Raw genomic sequence first — 25,370 nt, 5'->3', positions numbered from 1 at the left:
TCAGTGCCCCGCCAACACGCGCCAGTTGCGCTTCCGGGCGACCTCGAGCATTCCCGGGGAGTCCCCCACGACGACGGGGTTCCCGACCTTCTCCATGAAGCAGAGATCGGAGACGTGGTCGCCGTACGCGAAGCAGGAGTCCAGCGGGATGCCGCGCCCGTCGATGTAGCGGAGGATGGCGTCCCACTTGCCGTCCCCGATCACCTGCTGCAGCAGCCTGCCCGTGTAGACGCCGTCCTTGACCTCCAGCTCGGAGCAGATGAGCCGGTCCGCGCCCACGTACTCGCGGATGGGGCCGAGGATGTCCTCGAACGACCCGGAGACGAGCACGAGCTCCGCGCCACGCTTCCGGTGCTCCTGCTGCTCGGAGTACGCGGCTTGGACGAACATGTCACCCCGCGCCATGAGGTCCTGCATCCACGTCCTGGCGATCTCCCGCAGTTCCGCCTGGGAGATGCCCGCGAACATCTCGTAGAAACGCCTGTTGAGCGCCACCCGGTCCGCGGTGGGCGTGTTGCCGTCCTTGATGGCCTGGAACTCCTTGCGCTTCTGATCCACGCTGGGATTGGCCGCGTAGGGCGACTCGTACAGGAAGTAGTCCATGAACGTGATCATGCTCTTGAAGCGGATCAGCGTTTCATCGACATCCGAGAACACGATGTACTTGTTGGTCATTGCGGTGGGGCTCCTGCTCAGGCGTCGACTTCGTTGATGGGAGAAAGGCTGGGGGAGTGCTTCACGAGCGCCATGCGGGACAGGAGTCCCTCACGCGCGCTCAACAGGGCCTTGTCGAAGGCCGCGTACTTGATGACGCATTCGGTGATGGGCACGCCGACCTGGAAGAACTCGACCTTGATGTCGAGGAACACCGACCCCGACTGGCGCGTGTCACCGCGCTCCGCCAACACCTTCATCGTGATGTCGGTCGGCAGGGGGAAGCCGAACGTGTGGTACGTGATGTTGTACTCGTTGAGCACGAAGTAGTAGGGGCGGCCGATCTGCTCCAGCCAGAAGCGCTCGGTCGCGGCCAGCAGCATCTGCCGCGATGCCTCGAAGAACACCACGCCCTGGAGGTGGTGACCCGTGACGTGGTCGCTCATCTCCGCGCAGTCATCGTCCAGCACCAGGTGGCAGCGATACAGATCCGCGGCCTCGTCCTTGTACGGCGTGGTGATGATGGTGTTGTAGTTGAAGTGCTTGTGGGTGTACTTGCCCGGGCACCGGTCGCGGATGCGGGCCTCCTGGATGGTGACCAGGGAGCGTGCGGCGCTGCGCTGGATGCGCTCCTCGAGCAGGCCCAGGCGCTCCAAGGAGACGCCCTGCCCCACGATGAGGGCGTGCGGCCGGTGGACCGCGTTCTTCTCCAGCAGCTTCTCGAGGTTGGAGACGGTCATCACCCCCGGGTTCTCATTGGAGAAGGTGACGAACTTGTCCCCCACCACATGAAGCACCTGCGTCGTGTCCCGGCCGAGCGACTCGGGTGGGCGAGCAAGCGGACCAGCGCCAGCGCTCTCTACTGAGGCGCCGCCAGGCCGCGGATGAACCGTCTGGGAGGAGGAATGAGGTTGTTGATCAGATGGGAGCATGGGGCCTCTGTTGATGGAGGGGACCCGGCGGGGTTTGTGACGACATCTGGCCCGCCGAAAGCGCCTCTCCTGCGTTGAGGGACTGAGCGGAACTTTGTGACGGCGTCTTGCCGCGCACCGCGAACATTCCGCTGCTCCATCACATCGTCGGCATCTCCACTCTTTCGCTTCGTCTCTTCAAAAAGGGGTGAGCGAAGATGGCCGATGTACAGTGGTTGCTGGAGCGACTGGAGTCTCACGGCACGCGGCCCGCGATGATCTGGGACGATGCCGAGGTCACGTACGCCGCGCTCGTGCGGCGGGTGAACAGCTGGCTCGCGGAGCTGAAGGCGCGCTCGTTGGAGCCGGGTATGACGGTGGCGCTGAAGGGGGACTACAACCCCGAGACCTGCGCCCTGCTCATCGCCCTGGTGTTGAACCGCAACATCGCGGTGCCGCTCGCGCCGACCGTCAAGACATTGAAGGAGTTCCTGGAGATCGCCGAGTGCGACGCGATGTTCGAGTTCGACGGCACGGAGTTGAACGGGGTGACGCGGCTCACGCCCGCGACACAGCACCCGCTGAACGCGCAGCTCAAGCGCCAGGGCTCTCCGGGCCTCATCCTGTTCAGCTCCGGCTCGACGGGGAAGAGCAAGGCGTCGCTGCTCGACTTCGAGAAGCTGCTGCGGAAGTTCCAGAAGGCCCGCGCCGGGTCGCGCACCTTGAGCTTCCTGCTGCTCGATCACATCGGCGGCATCAACACTCTACTGCATGTGCTGACGTCGGGCGGGACCGTCGTTCCGCTGCGTGAGCGCTCGCCGCAGGCGGTCTGCGGCGCCATCGCCAGACATCGGGTCCAGCTCTTGCCCACCACCCCCACCTTCCTGAACCTGCTGCTCATGTCGGAGGCGTATCGCCAGTGCGACCTGTCGTCGCTGGAGATGATCACCTACGGCACGGAGCCCATGCCGGCCGCCACCCTCAAGCACCTCCACGAGGTGTTCCCGCACATCAAGCTCAAGCAGACCTACGGGCTGTCGGAGCTGGGCATCCTGCAGACGAAGTCGAAGGACGACGCGTCGCTCTGGGTGAAGGTGGGTGGTGACGGCTACGAGGTGAAGATCGTCGACAACATCCTGTGGATCCGCTCCGAGTCGGCGATGCTCGGCTACCTGAACGCGCCCTCCCCTTTCACCGAGGATGGCTGGTTCATCACCGGCGACGCGGTGGAGGTGGATGGCGAGTACATGCGCATCCTCGGCCGCAAGTCGGAGCTCATCAACGTAGGCGGTGAGAAGGTCTATCCCTCCGAGGTGGAGAGCGTCCTCCTCCAACTCCCCAACGTGGCGGATGTGACGGTCATGGGCCGGCCGAGCCCCATCACCGGCCATGTCGTGGTGGCGAGGGTCGTGCTGCGCGAGACCGAGGACCCGATGGCGCTCACGAAGCGGCTGCGCCAGTTCTGCCGGAGCCGCCTCGCTCCCTACAAGATTCCCGTGGCGGTCGAGGTGGTCCAGGGCCAGCTCCACGGGGACCGTTTCAAGAAGGCTCGGGCTGCCTAACACGCATCAGGAGAAGTGAATCGTGTCTACCAACGCAGAGAATCGTTCCAAGGTCGTCATCGTCAGTGGAGGCAGCCGCGGGCTGGGCCAGGCGCTCGTCACCGGCTGCCTCGAGCGGGGCTACACCGTGGCCACGTTCAGCCGCTCGGAGAGTCCCTTCATCAAGACGCTCACCCAGCAGGATCCCGAGCACGAACGCTTCCTGTGGGAGCCGGTGGATGCGACCGACCCCGCCGCGCTCAAGGCGTTCGTGAGCCGGGTGGCGTCGGCCTACGGCCGGGTGGACGCGCTGATCAACAACGCTGGCGTGGGCATCGACGGCATCCTGCCCACGATGCGCACCGCGCAGATCGAGCAGGGCATCGACCTGAACCTCAAGGCCAGCATCTACCTCATCCAGGCGTGCTCGAAGCAGATGCTGCAGCACTCGTCGGGCTCCATCATCAACATCTCCTCGGTCAACGCGGTGCGCGGGCACTCGGGGGTCGCCGTCTACAGCGCGACGAAGGCCGCCCTCGATGGCCTGACGCGGAGCCTGGCCCGCGAGCTGGGGCCGAAGCACATCCGCGTGAACTCCGTGGCACCGGGCTACTTCGAGAGCGAGATGGTGGCCGACCTCACGCCCGAGGCCAGGCAGCGCATCATCCGCCGCACGCCCCTGGGCCGCCTGGGCACGGCCGACGACATGGCCCATGTCGTGCTGTTCCTCTTGTCACCGCAGGCTTCTTTCATCACCGGTCAAACCATTGTCGTCGACGGGGGTATCACATGCTGAATCAGGTTCCGAGCAAGCAGGAGATCCAGAAGCTCATCGAGGAGAACATCCGTCAGATCCTCGAGGAGAAGGCCCTCCATGACGGCGAGCTTCCCGAGATCGGCCTGGAGGACCGGCTCGGTGCCGAGCTGGGACTCTCCTCCCTCGACCTGGCGCAGCTCGTGGCCACGCTCGAGATGCACCTGAAGGCCGATCCCTTCCAGGAGTTGGTGCCCATCACCAGCATCCGCACCGTGGCCGACCTGTGCGGCGCCTACGAGAAGTTCTTCTCCGGCGACACGACCGACCAGGACCAGATGGACGCGCTGCTCGCGAGCAAGCGCCGCGCCGAGGCCCGGCGCAACAACAACCGGTCCTGATCCACCTGCAACTCCTCCCCCACTGACTTCGCACGAGACACACTGTTATGAGCGGCTTTGACAACCTGAAGGGCGTCGCAATCATTGGCATGGCGTGCCGTTTCCCTGGAGCCAAGGACCTCGACGCGTTCTGGAGGAACCTGTGCGAAGGCAGGGAGTCCATCACCTTCTTCAGCCGGGAAGAGCTGGCTGAAGCGGGTGTGCCCGCCCACCTCCTGGACAACCCCGGCTTCGTTCCCGCCTCGCCCTGCATCGAGGGCGTGGATCAGTTCGACGCCGGGTTCTTCGGTGTCACCGGGCGCGAGGCGAGCCTCATGGACCCCCAGCAGCGCCTCTTCCTGGAGGTGGCGTGGGAGGCCTTCGAGGACGCGGGCTACCACCCCGAGTCCGTCGGCGTCCCGGTGGGCGTGTTCGCGGGCTCCGGGGGCGTGGTCACCAGCTACCTGGCCGCGTACCAGCAGCGCGCCCCGGAGCTGCTCGGGCCCACGGGCAGTCTGCAGCACATCGGCAACGACAAGGACTTCGTCGCCACCCGCGTCTCGTACAAGCTGGACCTGAAGGGCCCCAGCATCAACATCCAGACCGCCTGCTCCACCTCGCTCGTCGCGCTGCACCTGGCGTGCAGGAGCCTGCTCGAGGGCGAGTGCGACATGGCGCTGGCGGGTGCCTCCACCATCCGCTTCCCGCACAAGAATGGCTACGTGTACCAGAGCGAGGACATCCTCTCTCCGGACGGGCACTGCCGCGCCTTCGACGAGAAGGCCCAGGGCACCATCTTCGGCAGCGGAGTCGCCACCGTCCTGCTCAAGCCCCTGCGCGCGGCCATCGAGGATGGTGACCACGTGTACGCGGTCATCAAGGGCAGCGCCATCAACAACGACGGCGGGCAGAAGGTCAGCTACAGCGCGTCGAGCGTGCCGGGCCAGGCGACGGCGATGCTCGAGGCCATGACGGTGGCCGACATCTCGCCCGACACCCTCGGCTACGTGGAGTGCCATGCCACCGGCACCACGGTGGGAGATCCGCTGGAAGTCCAGGCGCTCACCCGCGCGTTCCGCACCGGCACCCAGCGCAAGGGCTTCTGTGGCATCGGCTCGGTGAAGACCAACGTCGGCCACCTGGAGCAGACCGCCGGCATGGCGGCGCTCATCAAGACGGCGCTGACGTTGAAGCACCGCCAGATTCCGCCCACCATCAACTTCGAGAAGCCGAACCCGAAGCTGGGGCTGGCGACCAGCCCCTTCTACATCCAGACCGAGCTCACCGAGTGGAAGGCCAGCGCCGAGCATCCGCGGCGCGCGGGCCTCAATGGCCTCGGGTTGGGCGGGACCAATGCCTTCGTGGTGCTCGAGGAGGCGCCGGAGCAGGCGGCGAAGGCCCGCGCCCCGGTGGACCGTCCCGTCCACACGCTCGCGCTGTCGGCGCGCGGCGAGGCGGCCCTGGCGCAGAGCGCGGAGCGTTTCGCCCGGTACCTCGCGTCCCACCCCGGCGCGGAGCTCGCGGACGTCTGCTACACCGCCAGCACCAGCCGCTCGTACTTCGGGCACCGGCTGGCCGTCTCCGCCAGCACGGTGGAGGAGCTCGCGGCTCGCCTGGCGAGCGTGGGCGGGGAGACGCTCGCGCCGGGCGTGGCGAAGGGCAATGGCAAGGCCCGCCCCGTGGTGTTCCTGTTCACGGGACAGGGCGCGCAGTACCCGGGCATGGCCGCCGAGCTGTACCGGACGCAGCCCGTCTTCCGCGCGGCCCTGGACGAGTGCGACACCCTGTCCCGGCCGCACCTGGACCGGCCGCTGCTGAGCGTGCTGTTCGCCGAGGGTGAGGACGCTCAACGGGTGAACGAGACGGGCTACACCCAGGTGTCCCTGTTCGCGGTGGAATACGCGCTGGCGATGCTGTGGCGCTCCTGGGGCATCAAGCCGGACGTGGTGATGGGCCATAGCGTGGGCGAGGTGACCGCGGCCTGCGTGGCGGGCTGCATGAGCCTGGCGGACGCGCTGAAGCTCATCTCGCACCGGGGCCGCCTCATGCAGAGCCTGCCGCGCACGGGCGGCATGGCGGCGGTGTTCGCCTCCGAGGAGAAGGTGCTCGAGCTGATCGCTCCCCACGGAGAGCGCCTGTCCATCGGCGCGAGCAACGCGCCCGGCAGCACCGTCGTGTCCGGCGAGAAGGCGGCGCTCGCCTCGCTGCTCCAGACCCTGACGAGCCAGGGCATCGGGTTCAAGGAGCTGGTCGTCTCCCACGCCTTCCACTCGGCGCAGATGGACCCCATCCTCGACGCGCTCGAGGCGGTCGCCGCGGGGATCCGCTTCCGCAAGCCGTCCATCAAGCTGGTGTCGAACCTCACCGGCACCTTCATGGAGGAGGCCCCCACGGCGCGCTACTGGCGTGACCACGCGCGGGGGGCCGTGCGCTTCGCTCGCGGCATGCAGACCCTGCGCGAGGCCGGTTACAAGCTGTTCCTGGAGGTGGGGCCGGGCTCGAGCCTCCTCGGCCTGGGGCGGCAGTCCGTCACCGACGAGCCGGCGCAGTGGCTCGCGTCGCTCAGCCGCCAGAAGAGCGACTGGGAGGTGCTCTCGGAGAGCCTGCGGGCCCTGTACGTGGGCGGATACGCGGTGGACTGGCGCGGGTTCGACCAGCCCTACACGCGCCAGCGCCTGTCGTTGCCCACCTACCCCTTCCAGCGCAAGCGCTACTGGGTGAGCGAAGCGCGCCCCACGAGCACGGCCCAGCGCAACAGGAATGGCCACCCGCTGCTCGGTGAGCGCCTGCGCTCCACGCTGAAGGAGGCGCAGTACGAGGCCCACTACAGCCTGGAGGAGCTGGCGTACCTGGATGACCACCGCATCTTCGGCCTGCCGGTGCTGCCCACCACGGCGGCCCTGGAGCTGGTGACGACGGGCGCTCGCGCGCACTTCGGCGTTGACGACGTGGAGATGGGGAACTTCCTCTACCGCGAGGCCATGGTCCTCCCCGAGGACGGCAGCCGCGTCGTTCACCTGGTGATCTCTCCCGAGTCGGAGGAGCGGGCCACGTTCAAGGTGTTCAGCACCGACGAGCGTCCGGGCGCGCCCTGGATTCATCACATCGACGGGGAGCTCAAGCCCCGGCGTGGCGCGGGCGGCGAGCAACCGGCGTCCCTGGCGGCCCTGCGCGAGCGCTGCGCGAAGCAGATTCCCATCGACCGCTACTACCCCGCCATCCGCGCCATGGGCCTGGAGTACGGCCCGGCATTCCGTGGCATCCAGGAGCTGTGGCAGGGAGAGGGCGAGGCCCTGAGCCGTGTCCGCCTGCCGGAGCACGTATCGGCCCAGCCCTACACGCTCCAGCCCGCATTCCTGGACGCGTGCCTCCACATCTACGCCTCGCTGGCCGAGGCCCATGGGGACTTCACCGTGCCGCCGGAGGACCTGCAGCGCACGTTCCTGCCCATCAGCATGGAGCGATTCCACACGGCCGGCTCGGGTCTCCGGGAGGCCTGGGTGCATGCGGTGCGCCGTCCGGGTGCCACGCCGGACATGATGGTCATCGACATCCGCCTGTACTCCGAGAACGGCCGCCCGCTCGCGGTGATGCAGGGCCTGCAGGTGCGCCGCCTCACGCGGGAGGACATGCAGCCCACCGCGACGGTGACCGATCCGCTGCTGGACTCCATCCACCAGCGGACCTGGGAGGAGCGTCCCGCCCTGGCGCCGGTGCACAAGGAGAAGGACGCCCTGCCGGACCGCTGGCTCATCTTCGCGGACCGGGGCGGCGTGGGAAGCGCCCTGGCGGAGCAGCTCCGCGCGCTCGGGGAGAAGTGCCACCTCGTCTATCCGGACCTGAGGCTCGTGGTGGGAGACCGCCGCAAGCCCCTCGCCGCCGACGAGCCGGGACTCTTCCACCTGTTGCTCCGCGACTACTTCGGCGTCCCCGGCATCTCCTACCGGCACGTCGTCTACCTGTGGGGGCTCGACGCTCCGTCCATGGATGGGCTGACGCTGGAGAAGCTCGCCGGCAGCGAGGGCGGGCCGATTGGCAACGCACTGCTGCTGATCCAGGCCGTCTCCGTCGTGAACTCGGTGACGGGTGCCGCGCCACGCCTGTGGTTCGTCACACGCAACGCGCAGAGGCCCACGCCAGGCCCCGGCTCCGTGGACGTGGCGCAGGCGCCGCTGTGGGCGCTGGGCTCCACCATGGCGCTGCGCCATGCCAACTTCTGGGGCGGCATGGTGGACCTGGAGCGGCGCGAAGCGGGCAATCCCTCGGCGGACGCCTCGGTGCTGCTGGCGGAGCTGTGGGGCTCCGACGGCGAGGACCAGGTCGCCCTCCGCGGCGGCAAGCGCTTCGCCCCTCGCCTCACCCGCGCGCAGAAGCCCCGGCCGGAGCAGCAGGGTGCGCTGTTCCGTGGCGATTCGACGTACCTCATCGCCGGTGGACTGGGCACGACCGGTCTCCAGCTCGCGGAGTGGATGGTGAGCCAGGGAGGGGCCCGGCAGCTGCTCCTGGCCGATGTCCGCGCCCTGGACGAGGCCAGCACGAAGTCCATCGAGGCGCTGAGGAAACGCGGCGCGAAGGTCACCGTGTCCCAGGCGGACCTCACGCTCGACGGCGACGTGCAGCGGCTGTTCGGGGAGCTGAAGGCCCTGCCACCGCTCAAGGGCATCTTCAACTGCGTCGCCACGCGGCAGGACGACCTGCTGGACATGATCGTCTGGAAGAAGTTCTCCGGCGGGATGGCGCCCATGACGAAGAGCGCCTGGCTGCTGCATCAGCACTCGCGTGACCTCGCGCTCGATCACTTCGTGCTCTTCGGCACGGTGCTGAGCTGGCTGGGCTCCGAAACGCGCACGAACGAGGCCGCGGGCAGTGCATTCGTGGAGGCACTCGCCCAGGCCCGCCGGGCCATGGGGCTGCCAGCCACGGTGGTCCACTGGGGCCCGTGGGAGATTCCCGGCAAGCAGCTCGCCGGGACCGAGACCTCGCACGGGGTGCAGACCCTCCCGCGCGCGCACGCCATGGAGGCGATGGACTACGTCCTGCGCCACGGCCTCGAGCACGCGGGCGTCACGCTCACGGACTGGTCGGCGTGGATGCAGCAGTACAAGCTGGGCACGCCGGCACTCTACTCGTCGCTGGGCAAGGGCGGCGCCCGTCAACGGCGCGCGCCACGGGCCAGTGAGGATCCGCGTGTCCACCTGCAGCGCATCCAGATGACTCCCGAGGGCGAGCGCCGCGGCGTGATCATCGAGATCGTGCGCAAGCAGGTGACGGACATGCTGGGCGCGGACGAGCTGGTGGACACCCAGGCCCCGCTGGTGGACTTCGGTCTGGACTCGCTCGTGTCGGTGAACCTGGTGAACCGCCTGGAGCCCGCCCTGGGCGTGCCCGTGTCGCTCGCCAAACTGCTGCAGGGGGCCAGCGTCGAGAGCCTGGTGGATGACCTGTTCCCGGCGCTGCGCACGGTGGCCAGCAAGGCGGCCTGAGCCCTGGAGGATGCGATGAAGGAGTTCCTGTTGCTGAACTACATGAAGATGGCGGCGCAGGAGCTCCAGGGTGTCGCCCAGATCCTGCGCCAGCCGCGGCCCACCGACGCGCGGTTCCCGCGCAGCGTCTACCAGCACGAGGGGGGCGACCGGCTGATGGAGTTCGTGGCCCTCCAGGAGCTCTCCGGACTCGGGGAGCTGCTGGGCGACGCCTCGTGGCGGGAGACCGAGTCACTCGTCCGGCCCCGCCTGGCCGTGGACTACCGCCGGCAGATTCACGTGTTGAGCGACGTGGTGAAGCCGCCGGCGTCACCGGTGCCGGGCGGGGACAGACTGCAGCTCACCCGCGCGGAGATCGCGCCGCGGAAGCTCGGCGAGTACCACGCCTGGCGCCGCGACGCCTTCTTCCCGCACGTGCGGGCGCAGGAGCACGTGGAAGGCTTCACGGCCTACCATTCCGTGCTCAGCACCGAGCCCGGCACCCTGTTCCTGGCGCAGTTCTCGTGCTCCTTCGAGGAGTACCTGGAGAGCCAGAAGGCCCCCGCCTACCAGGAGCTCACCCGTCACGCCGCCAGCCACTACGTCCTCGGCGCGGTGGCGACGTCCCACTGGACGCGGCTCTGAGTCGACCTTCCACGACTGGGGCGGGAGAGACACGAAACTGGGACAGGCTCACCCCTTCGAGGCCTTGGCCAGGGCATGATTCCGAAGCATGAGCAGAGCCCATGTAGCGCTCCGGCTGATCCTGGTCTTGACTGTCGCGTTCCTGTCCAGCGCGTGCGCCAGCTCGCGGGCGCTCATCGACCCAAGAGGAGCACGGCAGGCCACCGACACTCCGCATGGTGGCGCCCACACCATCGGGCCTCGCCAATCCCAGGGGCGCGTCATCGAGCAGCAAGCGCCTATGGGACCCGCTCCGTTTCAGTTGCTGCCAGTTGGCCTCCGCCAGCTCCCCGATAGTCGCTGGCAGTTCTTCTTCCCTCGTCATCCGCTCAACCCCACCCTCGAGGTGCTGAGCCTGGAAGAGGTGCGCCCCTTCCTCGCCGTCTTCGCACACCTCGGAGCGCAATCCCGCCCTCGACTGCATCTGCTGGAGTTGTCCGGAGCGGGCAGCCCCGGACAGGGCACTGTTTCGCCATGGGAATCACGGCTGCGCGAGGAGTTCCTCTCCCACGTCGGCCCCCCGCTGATACCTCTCCCCGAGTCCCTGACATCCAGCCGCCTCTTCCTCGCCCTCCAACTCTCCACCCGCTACATGAACGAAGGCATCCGTGAGGCCGCCATCGCGCTCTTCACCTCCCCCGCCTTCGTCCTCAGCGTCTGCCTCTCCATTGTGGTGTACTTCGCCGCCTGGCTGGCGCCCGAGCCGCTGTTCTCGAAGGCCTTCGCAGCGACACTCACCCTGCGCCTCTCCATGGCGGTAGGCCTGATCGAACTGGGCCATGTGGCTCTGGCCTGCTTGCGCCTGTACCAAGAGACAGAAGCCGCTTCTACGCCCCAGGAATTGGAAGCGGCCTCCGCGCGCTTCGGCAGGTCCATGGGCGGCACGTACCTGCGAGTGCTGGTGACGGTAGCGTCCCTGGGAGTGGCCAGGCTCATTCCCCAGGTACCCGAGGGCGGAATCTGGCGACTCCTGCCCACGGTGACCCCCGAAGGGCTCGTGATCCTGGAGCAATCCGTCTCCACCGCCCAGGTCGTGGCGGATGGTTCCCTGATTGTCTCCGGCGTGGCCACGGGCACCGTCACCTGCTCCAGTCTCGCTCTTTGCGCGACAAATGCCTCAGCAGGTGACTCCAGCGGCACACCCACGCTCTCCACCCGCTACGGCAACCCCCACACCCGGCAGAACCCGACGCATAACGAGGCCATCGAGAAGGAACTGGCCTCCCGGGAAGCGGCCGGGCATACGAATCTGAGGAAGGACAGGGTTCAGAGGAACGCAGCAGGCAAGCGCGTTTATGATGAAGCACCCGTGAGAGATGTTCGTTTCCGGAGACCCGATGCCTCCTCGGTGCGTCCGGATGGCGTTCGGCACAACACCAACTACGTCTCCAACACTCAGGACCTGAAGCGTGAGTTGGAGGCTTTCGAATCCATGAAGCGGGCGGACCCGGACGCCATTCTCGAGCTGTATATGCTCGACGGAACGCTGGTGAGAAGGTACGTCCCTCCCGGCGTAAGCTTTCCGTAGGAAGAAGACCTGGGCGAGACATGGCGCAGAAGGACGATGTCACGCAGTGGCGGAGCGAGTTCCTCGCTGCATTCAACGAGGGCGATGAGACCCGGACACGAGCGCTGGTGTCCCAGCTCGGCGTGCGCCAGGCCCGACCCTTGTTGGCGGCCATGCTGGAGGACCCCGATGCAACCGTACGTCAGGCAGCGGCATTCGGCCTGGGCGAGTCGGGCGGTGCCGCCAGCGCCAAGCGCCTCGAGCACCAGCTCACCATGGAGGAAGCACGGGGGGACCACGATGGCGCCACGGTCGTAGAGGCCATCACACAAGCGCTGGGACGCATCAAGGGAGCAAGTGCGCGGGCGAGCCTGACACGCAGACTGGATCGGCTGATCGCCGCTGGCCAACCAGAGCCCGCGGATTTGAATGACGTGGCCTGCGCGCTGTGGCGCAAACGGCACCAGGACCTGATTCCTGTCGTCCGACAGGCGCTAGCGGAACTTGCTCCTTCAAAGCCAACGGCCTTGCACGGCCTGCTCGTGTTGCTGGAGAAGTCCCCGGAAGAACTTCGTGCCTGGGCCTCCGATGACTCCGTTCCCATCGAGATCAAGAGCGAGGTGCTCACGGTACTCATCGAGGAGATACCCGAGACGCTTGTCTCCACCCTGCCCGCCTTCATCTCATCGGCATGGCCCCTGGTGGACACAGCCGTGAAGCGCAAAGGTACGGCCTCGGGCTACTGTGTGGATTTGTTCTCCCTGCTCCTCTCGAGCCCAGAGCGGTTCCTCCCCATGCTCCCGGAAGCAGACCTCACCAGGTTACGCGACATGGCCCGGAGATTGGTCGCAGCGACATCCTCTCTCAAGTGCTCGCTGCAAGCGGCCGTCCTGCTCGAGCACCTGGGCCACACAGAGGATGCAGCGCTTCTCGAAGCGCACCGGCCAACAGATCCCACCCTGGCCAAGGTCTTCGAAGATGCGGCCCTTGTGCTACGTGGACGATCCGTTTGAGCGCCTCCAAGACGCCCGGCAAGTCCAAAGCGCCACGCCCCGCACACGAACGCGGGGCGTGGCGCCGAGTACGCCGACTCAGGACTTGCAGGCCTCGAGGTAGCCCGCGGAGTCCTCGTAGAAGTGGTACTCGAGGATCTTCCCGTCCTTGACGATGATCTTCAGCGCCCAGTCACTGGCATAGGGCTTGCCCGTGGTGCGGATGTTGTGCACGAAGGCGCCGCTCGCGTACGCGACGTTGCCCTCGCCGATGACGTGCTCCACCGAGAAGGCCTTCGTGTCGAAGTTCTTCCCGAGGTTCATCACGAACGCCTTGGCGCCCTCCTTGCCGGAATACGAGCCGTGGAGCTGGCTGTCCTTCCGTTCCCCCTTGCGCACCGCGACGATGACGCTGTCGGGGTGGAAGGAGTTGATGACACCGTCGGCGTCGCCCTTGCCAAATGCTTCGAAGAAACCCTTCAACACCTCCGCGGCGCTCTTCCGGGTGTCGATATTCGTGACGGTGTCATTCGCGGCGGTACTGCTCGTGGCGGTATTGCTCATGGTCTTGCGCCCCTTCGGGGTGAGTTCGTCGTTCCTGCACCCTGGCCGAGTCCTCTGGCGCCGGATGTGACTCCTGCCTTGACGAACAATGACCGGAGCGGACTGCTGAGCAACCGTCTGCTGGGCCGCCAGGGTGGAAGAAGGCATGATGGGGACAATGGACTCGAGGGACACCGTACCGGACAGCCTGCGGTTGCCGTTGCGCTTCGATGCGCGGCGCCTGCGGGAGGACGTGGAGCGCCTGGCCCCGGAGGAATGGGTGGCCCACTTCAACACGCAAACCTACGAGGGCGAGTGGAGTGGCGTGGCGTTGCGTGCGGTGGGAGGTGTCGCCGGGCGGTTGTACCCGGACCCCGCCGCGAGTGAGCCCTTCGCGGATACGCCCGTGCTGGAGCGCTGCCCCGGGGTCCGCGAGGTGCTCTCCGCCTTCGCCTGCCGGATCGAGTCGGTCCGGTTCCTCAAGCTGGCCGCCGGGGCCCGCATCCGCGAGCACCGCGACTACCGGCTCGGTTACGAGGACGGTGAAGTCCGGCTCCACATCCCCGTGGTGACCCATGAGAGCGTGGGCTTCTTCCTGTCCGGCCAGCGCGTCCCCATGGGCGAGGGCGAGTGCTGGTACCTGAACGTCAACCAGCCACACCGGGTGGAGAACACCGGACCGGTGGACCGCATCCACCTGGTGCTGGACTGCGTGCTCGATGACTGGCTGCGGGCGCTCTTCGCGCGCGCGGTGCGGGAGGCCGCCCATGCCGCGTGAGGCCTTCGAGCGCTTTCGTGCCCTCGTCCTGGGAGAGCCGGAGCTGCAGGGACAGCTCCGGGACGTCCGGGACCCGGCGGCCTTCCTGGAGCTCGTCGTGAGGTTGGGCGGGGAGCGGGGCTGTCACTTCACCTCCGAGGAGGTGCGGGCCGTCTGGCAGGAGGCTCGCCACGCCTGGTACGAGCGGTGGCCATGACACTGGAGCCAACGCTGCTGGCCGAGTGGATTCCCCTCCGCGTCCACGCGCGCGAGGACCGGTTCATCGTGGAGTGGTGCCACCTGGGTGGCGAGCGCTTCACCGAGCCCTTCTTCGACGACACGATTCAACGGCGGCTCCGCTACCCCTTCAACTGGTTGTTCCGCCACCAGACGTCACTCGACGAACTGGCCGAGTTGGAGGCGAAAAGCCCCGGGCTGGCCCCCACGGGGCTCATCTTCCACATGTCGCGCTGTGGCTCGACGCTGCTGGCGCAGACGCTGGCGGCCCTGCCTCGCAACGTCATGCTCTCCGAGCCGGCGCCCGTGGACACGGTGCTGCGCGCCCGGTGGGGGGAAGCGACGCCCACGGAGGAACAGCGCATCGCGTGGTTGCGCGCCATGGTGGGCGTGCTCGGGCAGAAGCGCCATGCGCCCGAGCGGCACCTGTTCATCAAGTTCGATGCGTGGGCCCTGCTGCAATGGCCGCTGATCGAGCGCGCCTTCCCGGGTGTGCCGTGGCTCTTCCTGTACCGGGATCCCGTGGAGGTGATGGCCTCGCATCTGCGCCACAGCGGTGCCCATATGGTGCCCGGCGTGCTCGAGCCCGCGCTGCTGGGATGGAGCCCGGAGCAGCTCCCCGGCATGCCTCGCGAGGAGTACGGCGCCCGCGTCCTGGCCTCCCTCTGTGAGGCCGCCCTGGGGGCCTGGGAGTCCCGGCGTGGGCCCGCGCGGCTCGTGGAATACCGCGAGCTTCCCGCGGGGATTCCCTCCCTGTACTCGGAGCTCTTCGGTCTGGAGCTGTCGGGTGAGGAGCTCGCGGTGATGCGCGAGGCCATGGGGAGGGATGCCAAGAACCCCGTCGTGCCCTTCGAGGACGATTCCGCGATGAAGCAGCGGGCGTTGACCGGTCCGGCCCGTGAAGCCGTGGAGCGGTGGGTGCGTCCCCTGTACGCACGGCTGGAGGCGGCCCGGCGCGAGACGCCTGGATTTGGACTATAAAGTGGCCATGAGCCCTGCTCGTCCGGCGATCATGTCCGTGGTGGTGCTGCTCGCGTTGCTGTCGGCCTGTGGAGGCGGAGGGCCGTCGGTGGACGGTTACTTCGCGACGCTGCCTCCCGGCACTCCCCTGCCCTCCGGAGCCGAGTGCGCCGGACGGGTGCGGCGCTCCTCGTGGGAGCCGCGTCCCGGGAACGCCACGGCCAACCAGACGCGGGGCCAGCCCGGCGTGCGCATCGACGGGGCCAGCGACGAGTTCAACGCACAGTACTCGGGACGGGTCGACGGCGACTTCACCGGCACCACGGATGAGATCATCCAATGGGGCGCGTGCAAGTGGGGCCTGGACGAGGACATCGTGCGCGCGGTGGCGGTGGTGGAGAGCGGGTGGCGGCAGGACGAGCTGGGAGAGGACTGGTCCACCTTCGGCATCATGCAGGTGAGGAGCTCGGTGCACGCGGGCACCTACCCGTACACGAAGGACAGCACGGCCTACGGCATCGACTACGCGCTGGCCTGGCGGCGCGCCTGCTACGAGGGCGACTTCACCTGGATGAACAGCCCGTACAAGAGCGGCGGCTACGGCAAGGGTGACGAGTGGGGCTGCGTCGGCGCCTGGTTCTCGGGCGACTGGTACGACGGCGACGAGAGCGTGCCCTACAGCGGCGCGAAGCCCTACATCAAGCTGGTCAAACAGCGGCTCGCCGAGCGCACCTGGACGCGGGCGGACTTCTAGAGCGGAGCGGTCCGTCCTCCTGGCGGCCCGGCCGCCCGCCCTACTTCCGAGGGAGCCTCCCTCCTTCACGAGGGCTCCCACATGCGTGGCCTCCTCGGACATGATGCGCGCATTCCCAGGAGAAGCCGTGATGCAGCAAAGCCCCGCAATCCCCCCTGAAGTCGCCGCCGAGAAGAAGAGAGCCCTGCCCCAGTCGTTGGTGGTGACCCTCAGCCTGATCGCCATGGGCGCCCTGCTCTTCCTCTCCGCGGGCCGGCTCGACTGGAAGGAGGGCTGGGTGTTCGCGGGGCTCATCGTCTTCAGCCTCGTGGCCAACGCCTACGGCACGCGCGTGCTCAACCCCGTGTTGAACCAGGAGCGGTGGAAGGAGCGCGAGGACACCAAGCCCTTCGACCGGCGCATCACCCACACCTACCTGGCCATGCTGCTGACGATGACGGTGGTGGCGGGGCTCGACACCGGGCGCTACGGCTGGTCGGCGCTGCCCGCGTGGTGCATGCCCGTGGGCGTGGTGCTGCACGTGCTGGGGCAGGTCCCCATCCTGTGGTCCTTCGCCGCCAACCCGCACCTGGAGACGACGGTGCGCGTGCAGAAGGACCGCGACCACCAGGTCATCAGCACCGGCCCCTACCGCTTCGTGCGCCACCCCATGTACCTCGGGCTGCTGATGATGCTGGTGGCCTGGCCGCTCGTCTTCGGCTCGCTGTGGGCGTACGTGCCCGCGGGCATCGCCATGGCCGCGTTCATCCTCCGCACCGCGCTCGAGGACCGCACCCTCCAGCGCGAGCTCCCCGGCTACACCGAGTACACGCGGCGCACCCGCTACCGGCTCGTCCCCGGCATCTGGTAGCGCCGGACGGGCGTCGATTGACGCTCGGGGCGGGCGTCACTAGGGTCGCGGCCCCTTCCAGGAGTCACGACCATGACCGTTTCCGCCCTCTTCAATCCCGCGCGCTGGCGCGAGGTGGAAGGCTTCAAGTTCGACGACATCACCTACCACCGCTCCGTGGAGCACGGCACGGTGCGCGTCGCCTTCAACCGGCCCGAGGTGCGCAACGCCTTCCGGCCCAAGACGGTGGACGAGCTGTACACCGCGCTGGAGCACGCCCGCGTGACGACCGACGTGGGCTGCGTGCTCATCACCGGCAACGGCCCCTCGCCCAAGGACGGCGGCTGGGCGTTCTGCTCGGGCGGAGACCAGCGCATCCGCGGCAAGGACGGCTACAAGTACGAGGGTGACGCGGCCAACAAGCCCGACGTGGGCCGCATGGGCCGGCTGCACATCCTCGAGGTGCAGCGGCTCATCCGCTTCATGCCGAAGATCGTCATCGCCGTGGTGCCCGGCTGGGCGGCGGGTGGCGGGCACAGCCTGCACGTGGTGTGCGACATGACGCTGGCCAGCAAGGAGCACGCCATGTTCAAGCAGACGGATGCGGACGTGGCGAGCTTCGACAGCGGCTACGGCTCGGCGCTGCTGGCGCGGCAGGTGGGCCAGAAGAAGGCGCGGGAGATCTTCTTCCTGGGCCTGGAGTATACGGCGGACCAGGCCGCCGCCATGGGCGCCATCAACGCGTCCGTGCCGCACGCGCAGCTCGAGGACACCGCGCTGGAGTGGGCGCGGATCATCAACGAGAAGAGCCCCACGGCCATGCGCATGCTGAAGTACGGCTTCAACCTGCCCGACGACGGCATGGTGGGCCAGCAGCTCTTCGCGGGCGAGGCGACGCGGCTCGCCTACGGCACCGACGAGGCCCAGGAGGGCCGCGACGCCTTCCTGGAGAAGCGCGAGAAGAACTACAAGCGCTTCCCCTGGCACTACTGAGCCGGCCAGGTGGCGGGAGGACCCAGCTCCAATGACGTGGTGCCGGTCCTCCCGCAGCGGTCCGCCGCATACACCTGGATGCGGCGGCTCTCCGTGAGCGTCCAGTTGCTCACGAGGACGAGCATGCCCGAGACGCTCACGGCTCCGCCCTCCTGGGCCACGAAGCGCCGCGGATCGCTCACCAGCCGCTCGTCGAGCCCCATGGTCTCCGGAGCCAGACAGTCGCCCGCTGGCGAGCAGCGCTGGCGCTGAAGCACGAACTTCACACTCAGGCCGGGAAACTCGAGTGCCGGGTTGGCCACGCGCACGCCGAGAATCACGTGCGTGCCGCCTTGGGGGCCGTGGTACAGCACCGGCTCCTGGCCGGGCTCGAGCGGGAGGAAGTTCGTTCCATCCCCCTCGCCCAGCTTCAGCTCCAGGGTCCCGGTGAGCTTGCAGGCCGGATCCTTGTCGATCGTCCCATTCCCATACGGGTCATACACATACGTGCCCGCGTTGCCGGGCTCGGGAGGCGTGGGGCAACCCGTCACCAGGCTCGCCAGGACGAGCACCCGTCCCACCCGCCGCGCGCCGTGGGCCCTCGTCTCACATCCATTCCTTCGAACCGGCTTCATGCCACCTCTCTTGTCGAGCGGCGCAGCGTACTCCCCGCCAGAAGTTTGCAGCCAGGGCGGCTGACGTGTTCGCCATCCGCTTCGCGTGTTCTCCGAAGGAGCACATCCCCGTTCCCCGGGGAGTGGACAGCGGCGGGCGGGAGACCCACCTTGCTCGAATCCTGAGAAACAACTCTCCACCGAGGAAGCCAGCGCACCAGAGCGGACATGCTTCACCTGCGTATCCACGCCAAGCTACTGGTCGCGTTCATCATCGTGCTCCTGCCGGTGCTGGGACTGCTGTTCGTGGACCTGCTGTCGGACCTGGAGCGGACGCAGGAGGACATCCTCGACGTCCAGTTCATGACGGCCCAGGCCGTGGCCGGGCAGGCCTCCGAGACGCTGGATGCCGCCATCAGCTTCGGTTGGGCCGTGTCCAAGGATCCGCTGCTACAGACCCTGGATCCGAAACAGTTGGACCCCCACCTGAAGGAGCTGGCCGCGCAGAGTCCGCTCTATGACTCCGTGGCCGTCTTCGATGCCACGGGCCTCAACCGCGGCTGGAGCAACCCCACCGTGCCGGACGAGCCCCGGCTCTGGATAGGCGATCGTCCGTACTTCCAGAAGGTGCTGGCCACCAACGCCCCGGTCATCTCCGAGGTGCTCGAGCTGCGGCGTCCCATCCGCACGGGCCTGCTGGTGAGCACGCCCATCCGGGGAGCGGACGGGCAGCCGATCGCCGTCTTCAACGTGGTGCTGCGCACGGATCTGCTGGAGCAGCGCTACGCGGGCGCGCGGCTCCAGCCGGGGCAGTCCCTCTTCCTCGCGGACCAGAACGGCCGGCTGGCCTTCCACACGGGCATGCCCGAGCTGTCCTTCGAGGAGAGCAACGCCTTCGCCCGCTTCGAGCCCCTGCGGACGGCGCTGCGCGGCACGCCCTCGCGGCTCGCCCGGTTCACCAGCCCGCTCCAGGGCGACGAGCGCCTGGGGGCCTTCGTTCCGGTGCCGCGCTACCCGTGGGCGGTGGGCGTGACGATCCCCACCCGGGTGGCCATGGCGCCGCTCCACGAGCGGGCACACGCGCGGCTCGCGGCCTTTGGCGGCATCCTGCTGCTCAACATCGCGCTGGCCGCGATGCTGGCGCGATTCTTCACCCGTCCCGTGCGGCAGCTGCGCAGTGCCTCGCAGGCGCTGGGGCGCGGGGAGATGGGGCGGCGCGTCCAGATCTCCACGGGCGATGAGCTGGAGGAGCTCGGCACCGCCTTCAACGAGATGGCGGCCCACCTCGCCCGGCGCCAGGTGGAGGTGGAGGCCCTGCGCGTGCAGGCCGAGCACCAGGCCCAGCAGCTCGCCGCCATCATCGCCAGCGTGCCGGATGCCATCTTCCTCACCACCCCGGAGGGACGGCTGGTGGACGCCAACCCCGCGGGCCTTCGGCTGCTCGGGCTCGGGGAGCGCTCGGAGCTTGGAGGCTCGGCGGCGGGAGCCCTGCTGCTCCAGGACGTGCGGCATCCGGACGGACGTCCCATGGCGCCGCACGAGCTGCCCATCCGCCGCGCCCTGGCCGGAGAGACGTTCACCGACGTGGAGGTGCTGCTGCGCGGCCGGGATGGGCAGGATCGCCTGCTCAGCGTGCACGGCGCACCGGTGCGGGATGCGTCCGGACAGCTCCTCCTCGGCGAGGTGGTGGTGCGCGACATCACCCGGCGCCGGAAGGAGGAGCGGGAGCTGTCGCGGATGTTCGAGCGGGAGCTGGCGCTGTCGCGCATCGGGCAGGCGCTCGTCAGCGAGATGGAGCTGGAGCGGATCGCCCGCGTGGTCATCGAGCAGAGCCTCCATGCCCTGGCGGCGGATGGCATCGGGCTGTGGCTGGCGGATCCGGAGCGGGAGGAGCTGTCGCTGATCAGCTCGCACCAGCTGACGGTGGCGGTGGTGGACGGGCTGCGCCGCATTCCGTTCGACGCCCCCCTGCTCACCGCGAAGGCCGCCCGGGAGGAGCGCATCCAGGTGGTCGAGGACGTGCTGGAGGGAGGCGCCCCCGCGCGCTCGGGGTGGCTGGCGCGGGAGGGAGGCTACCGCGGAATCGTGGCGGTACCGCTGCACGCCCACGAGCGGTTGGTCGGGGTCATGTCCTACTTCACGCGGGAGCCCCGCCCCGTCTCCACCCGGGCGCTGGAGTTCCACGCCATGGTGGGCCGGCTGTTCGCCGTGGCCATCGAGAAGGCCCGCCTGTTCCAGGAGCTGCGCGCGGCCCTGCGGCTGCGCGAGGAGTTCATGTCGGCGGCGGCCCACGAGCTGAAAACGCCGGTGACATCCATCCAGACGTGGGCGGAGCTGCTGCTCAACCTGGAGGTGCTCACGCCCCGGCAGCAGAAGGGACTCCACATCATCGCGCGCAACTCGCGGCGGATCTCCCGGCTGGTGGAGCACCTGTTCGCGGCGGTGCGGATGGCGCCCGGGCCCCCGAAGCTGGAGCGCCAGCGGTTCGAGCTGCACGCGTTGGTGAAGGAGCAGGCGGAGAAGTTCGCCCGCACCACGGAGAATCCCATCCGCATCGAGGCGATGGAGGAGCTCGTCATCCACGCCGAGCGCCAGCTGTTGGGCGAGGTGGTGACCCACCTGCTGGAGAACGCCGTGCGGTATTCGCCTCCGGGCGGGCCGGTGGAGCTCCGGGTGGAGCGCATCGGCGGCGAGGCGGTGGTGTCCGTGCATGACCACGGGCCGGGGATTCCACCGGAGCGCCAGCCCCATGTCTTCGAGCCGCTCTATGAGCCGCTGCCTCCCGGGGCCCCGGGCTATACGGGCGTGGTGTACCTGGGGCTGCACCTGAGCCGGCAGATCATCGAGGCGCATGGAGGCCGCATCTGGCTGGAGAGCCACCCGGGCGAGGGCTCCACGTTCTGCTTCAGCCTCCCGCTGAGCCCCGCCTCGACCGAGGAGGACTCCCACACGTACAGCTGAGGTGCCTCCGCGCGAATTCCGACAGGAGCCTCGTCCTCCAGGGGGGCTCGCCGCCGGGGCTCCACCCCCTTAACTCAGCCCCTTGGCTGCCCGGCCGGGAGGCGCGCGATGGGAGGACGCAGGGTCCAGGGGACGAGGGGATGGGCGCGGAGGCTGCTGCCAGCACTGGCCGCCGTGCTGCTCGTGACGGGTTGCCGCAAGGAGCGGGGCGAGGACTTCGCGGTGGTGCCCGTGCGGCCCGCTCCGGCCCTGGAAGCGCCCCGGGCCTCGGGCGGGGTGTTCCGGCTGAGCGAGCAACGGGGCAAGGTGGTGCTGCTGTCCTTCGGCTACACGGCCTGCCCGGACGTGTGCCCCACCACGCTGTCGCAGTTGCAGCGCCTCCACACGCGGCTGGGCGAGGCCGCGCGAGACGTGGAGGTCGTCTTCGTCTCGGTGGACCCCGAGCGCGACAGCGCGCAGCAGCTGGAAACGTACGTGCACGCCTTCAACCCGCGCTTCACGGGCCTGCGGCTGGAACCGGAGGCCCTCGCACCGATGCTGGCCGCCTGGCGCGTCACCGCCACCCGCCGCTACCCGGACACCGCGCGCTACCGCGAGCACCCCTTCACCGGAGACCTCCCGTACACGATGGACCACACCGGGGCCTTCTTCCTCGTCGACAAGGCGGGCGCGTTGCGCGCGCGCATGCCGTACACCGTGTCCGTCGAGCGGCTGCAGCAGGAGGTCGAGCGGCTCCTCTCGGAGGAAGGGACGCCCGCCGCCGGGGTGCGGGTGGAGAAGGCCCGCGCACGGCTGACACCGGCTCGCGTCGGGGCCGTGTATCTCACGCTGGTGAATACGAGCGGGCGGGAGGATCGGCTCGTCTCCGCCGAGTCCACCACCGCCGCGAGGGTGGAGCTGCACGAGGTCATCGCGCAGGGGGAGTTGCTGCAGATGCACCCGAGGCCCGAGGGCTTCGTGGTGCCCGCGAAGGGCCGTGTCGAGCTGGCCCCCGGGGGCAAGCACCTCATGCTGTATGCCCTCCAGGACTCGCCCGCGAGCCTGCCGCTCACCCTGCACTTCGAGAAGGCGGGCACCGTCCAACTCACCGTCCCCGTCTCCGCACCCGGCGCGGACGAGCCGTAGTCACGCGGGGACACCATGATTCCCCCTTTGGACAGGAGCACCCGTCAGCTCGGATGGAACGGCACGCGGTGGGTGGTGTGCGGGCTCGCGCTGCTGGCCATGCTCGCCGGAGGTGCTCTGGCGCTCCAGGCCCGGGCCACCCAGCCTCGGAGGGAGACCGAGCTGAGCGGGCTGCGTCTGCGCCTGGAGCGAGCCGTCTGGCTGCACGAGCCGACGGACCATGGGGATACGGCCACCCTGCCCTCCCTGCCCGGAGCTCCGGCTCCCGGACAGCGCCGCCTCACCGTGGAGCTCACCGTCTTCAACCCCCGGCGACTCCCGAGTGACTTCACCCCCGGAGAGCTGCGGCTCACCGATGCGACGACGGGCTCGGAGTGGCGGCCCACGATGGGAGGCTCCGCCGCGTTCACCGTGCGGCCCTCGGAGGTGTCGTCCGTGACGCTGGGCTTCGATGTCCCGCGCACCTCCTCCGTCCTGCGGCTGGAGTGGGCACGCGGCTCGGAGCGCGCCCTCCTGCTCTCCACCCGGCGTCCGAAGAACCCCAACGAGGGCCCTCCTGGATGGCCCCGGCGCGTGGAGGAGCTTCCCCCGGGCAATGCCAGCGCGGGCTCGGCGCTCTTCCATGGACGGCTCGCCTGCGCCACCTGCCATGGCAATCCCGCCGAGCCGGAGGGCCACCGCATCGGACCGGCCCTGGCCAACTTCTCCCGGGTGGGCGCCACGCGCGTCGTGGGCATGAGCGCGGCGCAGTACGCCTATGAATCCCTGCTCAACCCGGGTGCCTTCATCGCCCCCGAGTGCTCCGGGCAAGGGCCCTGCGCCCAGACCCGCACCATGCCCCTGTACGGCGAGACGCTGTCGCCCCAGGAGATGGCGGATCTCATCAGCTACCTCGTGAACCCGCGGACCGGGGATTGAGCATGGCACGCAATGGGTGGAGGCTCGGCGTCCTCCTCACGCTCGGCTTGATGGGCTGGGAGGTGGGCCTGCTGTGGCTGCTCTCCGGAGGCTTCGGCCCGCGAGCGGACGCGCTGGGCTCGCGGCTCGCCTGGGACGCGGCGCTCCTGTTGCCCGTGGCCTGCGCGGCGGTGGGCTGCGCGCACTGGCTCTCCCGGCGCGGAGGCCAGGACAGGTCGACGGTGGAATCGGCCGCTACGCTGTCCGTGTGCTTCCTGCTGCTGCTGGTGCCCGTGGCCACCGGCCGGGGACTCATCCAGCGTGAGCTCGCGCGGACTCCGCCTCCGGCGGCCTCCGAGGGACAACCCGTGTCCGCGACACCCCAGGACGTGGGGGACGAGAGCCGCTTCCTCTGCGCGGCGGTCGCTCCGGACCTCTCCGCCTCTCCCGAGGATCCAGACGGTGGCTCGTTGGCCGAGGCCTCGTGGGCCGGTGTGCGGGATGCGCTGGTGCTTCAGGTGCCTGTCTTCCCTCTTGCGTTGCTGCTGCGCCGCCGTTCGAGGTCCGTCATCTCCGGTGCGCGTGCGGTCGTGTCACCCCTCGCGCTGCTGATCATGGTGGGCGCCTCCTGCGCATGGGAGTCGGATGGACGGCGCCCTGCCCCGGACGTGTCTGGACTCGCGGAGGGAGAAGGCGGCTGTGCTCCCGGGGCTCGTGTGAGGACGTACGCCGTGGCGGCCGTCCCGGTGGACCTCCCGCTCAATCCGCAGGGAGACCATGTACCCCGGGGCCTCATGTACCTCCTCGAGGAGGCGCGGCCCGCGCTCCAGGAACGGGAGCCACAGCCGCTGGTGCTGCGCGCCAATGCCGGCGAGTGCCTCGTGCTGCGCTTCACCAATCGACTGCCCACGGAGCCCGCGGCCCTGCGCATCGAGGGCCTGCGCGCCACGGTGAGAGGCCCGGAGGGAGGCTTCGTCCCCGGCACGTCCGTTCCACCTGGACAGAGCCTCACGTATGTCCTCGCGCTGCCCGAGGCGCCGGAGGCGGAGGGCGCCTACCTCCTGCATGACTCGGGGGACGGTGGCGAACGGGAGGCACGCGGGCTCTTCGGCGCCCTGCTGGTGGAGCCGGCGGGCTCCGTGTACCGCAGCACCGAGACGGGCGAGCCGCTCCGCGACGGCAGTGGCTGGGAGGCCCTCATCGACGTGCCCTCGGGCCAGGACTTCCGCGAGATGGCGCTGCTGTACCACGCCATGGGCCCACCGGAGGTCGCGGACGTGCGCTCCGCCCGAGGCGAGCCCCTGCCCTTGCAGGACGAGATGGCGGGCCCCTTCCGGCCCGGCGCATTCGGCATCAACTACCGCAGCCAGCCCCACTTCGAGCGGGAGGAGTCCCCCGACGACGAGGACGAGCGCTCCGAGTCACCCAGGCGGGTGGCGGCTCCGCTTCAGCTCCGCTCGTACCTGGGCGAGCCCATCAAGCTGCGCGTGCTGCACGCGGGGAGCGCGGAGTTCCACATCCACCACCTGCATGCGTGGCGCAGGGGCCAGCGGGCGAAACAGGCCCCCGCTTCTCCCTTCGAGGCGCCCCAGCTCTTGAGCCCGGGCAGTGGCCTCACCCTCGCCACCTCGGGCGCGGGAGACTTCCCCACCGCCGCGGGGGACTTCATCGTCCACTGCCACCTGCCCAACCACTCCGCCGGCGGTGAGCAGTTCTCCTGGCGCGTGTTCGACTCGCCCCAGCCCCGGCTCGCCCCGTTGCACGGGACTGGGAACACGGGGGCGCGGGACTGACGGACACACGGCGCTCGTCCCCGGATGGGAACACGGGGACGGA

The 25,370-nt window shown here is 68.9% G+C and carries 21 protein-coding genes; 17 read left to right on the top strand and 4 right to left on the bottom strand.

The genetic code is table 11. From position 1 onward, the window contains the following. Together VFZ09_RS35660 and VFZ09_RS35655 are read right to left on the bottom strand one after the other, a co-directional pair. The gene (locus tag VFZ09_RS35660; protein ID WP_329732221.1) at positions 1 to 675 is read right to left on the bottom strand and encodes an HAD-IB family hydrolase; all 675 of its coding nucleotides are present in this window, start codon (positions 673 to 675) and stop codon (positions 1 to 3) included. Between the two features lie 17 nt (positions 676 to 692). Next, positions 693 to 1,451 (bottom strand): AfsA-related hotdog domain-containing protein, encoded by a 759-nt coding sequence (locus VFZ09_RS35655; RefSeq protein ID WP_329732220.1) that lies wholly within the window; start codon positions 1,449 to 1,451, stop codon positions 693 to 695. A gap of 332 nt (positions 1,452 to 1,783) precedes the next feature. Between VFZ09_RS35655 and VFZ09_RS35650 the strand changes: the two genes are divergently transcribed. From VFZ09_RS35650 to VFZ09_RS35620, 7 genes are all read left to right on the top strand, one after another. After that, a complete protein-coding gene (locus VFZ09_RS35650) occupies positions 1,784 to 3,127 on the top strand; it encodes a fatty acid--CoA ligase family protein (protein ID WP_329732219.1) in 1,344 nt (447 codons plus the stop codon). Positions 3,128 to 3,149: 22 nt separating this feature from the next. Next, positions 3,150 to 3,902 (top strand): SDR family NAD(P)-dependent oxidoreductase, encoded by a 753-nt coding sequence (locus tag VFZ09_RS35645; protein WP_329732218.1) that lies wholly within the window; start codon positions 3,150 to 3,152, stop codon positions 3,900 to 3,902. Then, entirely contained in the window at positions 3,896 to 4,261 is a 366-nt protein-coding gene (locus VFZ09_RS35640) for an acyl carrier protein (RefSeq protein WP_329732217.1), read from the top strand. Before VFZ09_RS35645 ends, VFZ09_RS35640 begins: the two co-directional genes overlap by 7 nt. Positions 4,262 to 4,308: 47 nt before the next feature. Beyond that, positions 4,309 to 9,723 carry a type I polyketide synthase gene (locus tag VFZ09_RS35635; RefSeq protein WP_329732216.1) on the top strand — a complete coding sequence of 1,805 codons (5,415 nt, stop codon included), beginning with the start codon at positions 4,309 to 4,311 and terminating at the stop codon, positions 9,721 to 9,723. Between the two features lie 15 nt (positions 9,724 to 9,738). After that, the gene (locus VFZ09_RS35630; RefSeq protein ID WP_329732215.1) at positions 9,739 to 10,347 is read left to right on the top strand and encodes a hypothetical protein; all 609 of its coding nucleotides are present in this window, start codon (positions 9,739 to 9,741) and stop codon (positions 10,345 to 10,347) included. Positions 10,348 to 10,435: 88 nt separating this feature from the next. Then, positions 10,436 to 11,914, top strand: coding sequence for a hypothetical protein (locus VFZ09_RS35625; protein WP_329732214.1), 1,479 nt, complete (start codon positions 10,436 to 10,438; stop codon positions 11,912 to 11,914). 20 nt (positions 11,915 to 11,934) lie between these two features. Continuing rightward, positions 11,935 to 12,906 (top strand): HEAT repeat domain-containing protein, encoded by a 972-nt coding sequence (locus VFZ09_RS35620; RefSeq protein ID WP_329732213.1) that lies wholly within the window; start codon positions 11,935 to 11,937, stop codon positions 12,904 to 12,906. Between the two features lie 78 nt (positions 12,907 to 12,984). Here the strand turns inward: VFZ09_RS35620 and VFZ09_RS35615 are convergent, their stop codons facing one another. Then, positions 12,985 to 13,449 carry a nuclear transport factor 2 family protein gene (locus VFZ09_RS35615; RefSeq protein ID WP_329732212.1) on the bottom strand — a complete coding sequence of 155 codons (465 nt, stop codon included), beginning with the start codon at positions 13,447 to 13,449 and terminating at the stop codon, positions 12,985 to 12,987. Between the two features lie 145 nt (positions 13,450 to 13,594). Between VFZ09_RS35615 and VFZ09_RS35610 the strand changes: the two genes are divergently transcribed. The 6 genes from VFZ09_RS35610 to VFZ09_RS35585 all read left to right on the top strand — a co-directional run bounded on the left by VFZ09_RS35610 (position 13,595) and on the right by VFZ09_RS35585 (position 17,958). Then, positions 13,595 to 14,206, top strand: a complete 612-nt coding sequence (locus VFZ09_RS35610) for an aspartyl/asparaginyl beta-hydroxylase domain-containing protein (RefSeq protein WP_329732211.1) — start codon at positions 13,595 to 13,597, stop codon at positions 14,204 to 14,206. Next, a complete protein-coding gene (locus VFZ09_RS35605; RefSeq protein WP_329732210.1) occupies positions 14,196 to 14,402 on the top strand; it encodes a Nif11-like leader peptide family natural product precursor in 207 nt (68 codons plus the stop codon). Before VFZ09_RS35610 ends, VFZ09_RS35605 begins: the two co-directional genes overlap by 11 nt. Beyond that, positions 14,399 to 15,403 carry a sulfotransferase family protein gene (locus VFZ09_RS35600; protein WP_329732209.1) on the top strand — a complete coding sequence of 335 codons (1,005 nt, stop codon included), beginning with the start codon at positions 14,399 to 14,401 and terminating at the stop codon, positions 15,401 to 15,403. The genes VFZ09_RS35605 and VFZ09_RS35600 overlap by 4 nt, the downstream gene beginning before the upstream one ends. A gap of 7 nt (positions 15,404 to 15,410) precedes the next feature. Continuing rightward, complete coding sequence (locus VFZ09_RS35595) at positions 15,411 to 16,136, top strand: hypothetical protein (protein ID WP_329732208.1); 726 nt, start codon at positions 15,411 to 15,413, stop codon at positions 16,134 to 16,136. A 130-nt stretch (positions 16,137 to 16,266) separates the two neighbouring features. Beyond that, the gene (locus VFZ09_RS35590) at positions 16,267 to 16,986 is read left to right on the top strand and encodes an isoprenylcysteine carboxylmethyltransferase family protein (protein WP_329732322.1); all 720 of its coding nucleotides are present in this window, start codon (positions 16,267 to 16,269) and stop codon (positions 16,984 to 16,986) included. 72 nt (positions 16,987 to 17,058) lie between these two features. After that, a complete protein-coding gene (locus tag VFZ09_RS35585; protein ID WP_329732207.1) occupies positions 17,059 to 17,958 on the top strand; it encodes a 1,4-dihydroxy-2-naphthoyl-CoA synthase in 900 nt (299 codons plus the stop codon). Here the strand turns inward: VFZ09_RS35585 and VFZ09_RS35580 are convergent. Then, positions 17,952 to 18,572, bottom strand: a complete 621-nt coding sequence (locus VFZ09_RS35580; protein ID WP_329732206.1) for a hypothetical protein — start codon at positions 18,570 to 18,572, stop codon at positions 17,952 to 17,954. The genes VFZ09_RS35585 and VFZ09_RS35580 overlap by 7 nt on opposite strands. Before the next feature lie 207 nt (positions 18,573 to 18,779). Here VFZ09_RS35580 and VFZ09_RS35575 point away from each other — a divergent pair, with 207 nt between their 5' ends. The 4 genes from VFZ09_RS35575 (at position 18,780) to VFZ09_RS35560 (ending at position 25,327) form a co-directional block, all read left to right on the top strand. Continuing rightward, complete coding sequence (locus VFZ09_RS35575; RefSeq protein ID WP_329732205.1) at positions 18,780 to 21,512, top strand: ATP-binding protein; 2,733 nt, start codon at positions 18,780 to 18,782, stop codon at positions 21,510 to 21,512. A gap of 108 nt (positions 21,513 to 21,620) precedes the next feature. Continuing rightward, a complete protein-coding gene (locus VFZ09_RS35570; RefSeq protein WP_329732204.1) occupies positions 21,621 to 22,637 on the top strand; it encodes an SCO family protein in 1,017 nt (338 codons plus the stop codon). A 15-nt stretch (positions 22,638 to 22,652) separates the two neighbouring features. Then, a complete protein-coding gene (locus tag VFZ09_RS35565) occupies positions 22,653 to 23,555 on the top strand; it encodes a c-type cytochrome (RefSeq protein WP_329732203.1) in 903 nt (300 codons plus the stop codon). Positions 23,556 to 23,557: 2 nt separating this feature from the next. Beyond that, positions 23,558 to 25,327, top strand: a complete 1,770-nt coding sequence (locus VFZ09_RS35560) for a multicopper oxidase domain-containing protein (protein ID WP_329732202.1) — start codon at positions 23,558 to 23,560, stop codon at positions 25,325 to 25,327. The last annotated feature ends 43 nt before the right edge of the window (positions 25,328 to 25,370 follow it).

This window comes from Archangium sp. (assembly GCF_036277355.1).
Classification (GTDB): domain Bacteria; phylum Myxococcota; class Myxococcia; order Myxococcales; family Myxococcaceae; genus Archangium.
Note: the sequence above shows the minus strand (reverse complement) of the source record. Positions and strands in the feature narration are given on the sequence as shown.

What these genes read in the sequence shown, in the direction of transcription:
- VFZ09_RS35660 (WP_329732221.1), bottom strand. Translation starts at nt 675, where the DNA reads ATGACCAACAAGTACATCGTGTTCTCGGATGTCGATGAAACGCTGATC.
- VFZ09_RS35650 (WP_329732219.1), top strand. Translation starts at nt 1,784, where the DNA reads ATGGCCGATGTACAGTGGTTGCTGGAGCGACTGGAGTCTCACGGCACG.
- VFZ09_RS35640 (WP_329732217.1), top strand. Translation starts at nt 3,896, where the DNA reads ATGCTGAATCAGGTTCCGAGCAAGCAGGAGATCCAGAAGCTCATCGAG.
- VFZ09_RS35635 (WP_329732216.1), top strand. Translation starts at nt 4,309, where the DNA reads ATGAGCGGCTTTGACAACCTGAAGGGCGTCGCAATCATTGGCATGGCG.
- VFZ09_RS35630 (WP_329732215.1), top strand. Translation starts at nt 9,739, where the DNA reads ATGAAGGAGTTCCTGTTGCTGAACTACATGAAGATGGCGGCGCAGGAG.
- VFZ09_RS35625 (WP_329732214.1), top strand. Translation starts at nt 10,436, where the DNA reads ATGAGCAGAGCCCATGTAGCGCTCCGGCTGATCCTGGTCTTGACTGTC.
- VFZ09_RS35620 (WP_329732213.1), top strand. Translation starts at nt 11,935, where the DNA reads ATGGCGCAGAAGGACGATGTCACGCAGTGGCGGAGCGAGTTCCTCGCT.
- VFZ09_RS35615 (WP_329732212.1), bottom strand. Translation starts at nt 13,449, where the DNA reads ATGAGCAATACCGCCACGAGCAGTACCGCCGCGAATGACACCGTCACG.
- VFZ09_RS35610 (WP_329732211.1), top strand. Translation starts at nt 13,595, where the DNA reads ATGATGGGGACAATGGACTCGAGGGACACCGTACCGGACAGCCTGCGG.
- VFZ09_RS35605 (WP_329732210.1), top strand. Translation starts at nt 14,196, where the DNA reads ATGCCGCGTGAGGCCTTCGAGCGCTTTCGTGCCCTCGTCCTGGGAGAG.
- VFZ09_RS35600 (WP_329732209.1), top strand. Translation starts at nt 14,399, where the DNA reads ATGACACTGGAGCCAACGCTGCTGGCCGAGTGGATTCCCCTCCGCGTC.
- VFZ09_RS35595 (WP_329732208.1), top strand. Translation starts at nt 15,411, where the DNA reads ATGAGCCCTGCTCGTCCGGCGATCATGTCCGTGGTGGTGCTGCTCGCG.
- VFZ09_RS35590 (WP_329732322.1), top strand. Translation starts at nt 16,267, where the DNA reads ATGCAGCAAAGCCCCGCAATCCCCCCTGAAGTCGCCGCCGAGAAGAAG.
- VFZ09_RS35585 (WP_329732207.1), top strand. Translation starts at nt 17,059, where the DNA reads ATGACCGTTTCCGCCCTCTTCAATCCCGCGCGCTGGCGCGAGGTGGAA.
- VFZ09_RS35580 (WP_329732206.1), bottom strand. Translation starts at nt 18,572, where the DNA reads ATGAAGCCGGTTCGAAGGAATGGATGTGAGACGAGGGCCCACGGCGCG.
- VFZ09_RS35575 (WP_329732205.1), top strand. Translation starts at nt 18,780, where the DNA reads ATGCTTCACCTGCGTATCCACGCCAAGCTACTGGTCGCGTTCATCATC.
- VFZ09_RS35570 (WP_329732204.1), top strand. Translation starts at nt 21,621, where the DNA reads ATGGGAGGACGCAGGGTCCAGGGGACGAGGGGATGGGCGCGGAGGCTG.
- VFZ09_RS35565 (WP_329732203.1), top strand. Translation starts at nt 22,653, where the DNA reads ATGATTCCCCCTTTGGACAGGAGCACCCGTCAGCTCGGATGGAACGGC.
- VFZ09_RS35560 (WP_329732202.1), top strand. Translation starts at nt 23,558, where the DNA reads ATGGCACGCAATGGGTGGAGGCTCGGCGTCCTCCTCACGCTCGGCTTG.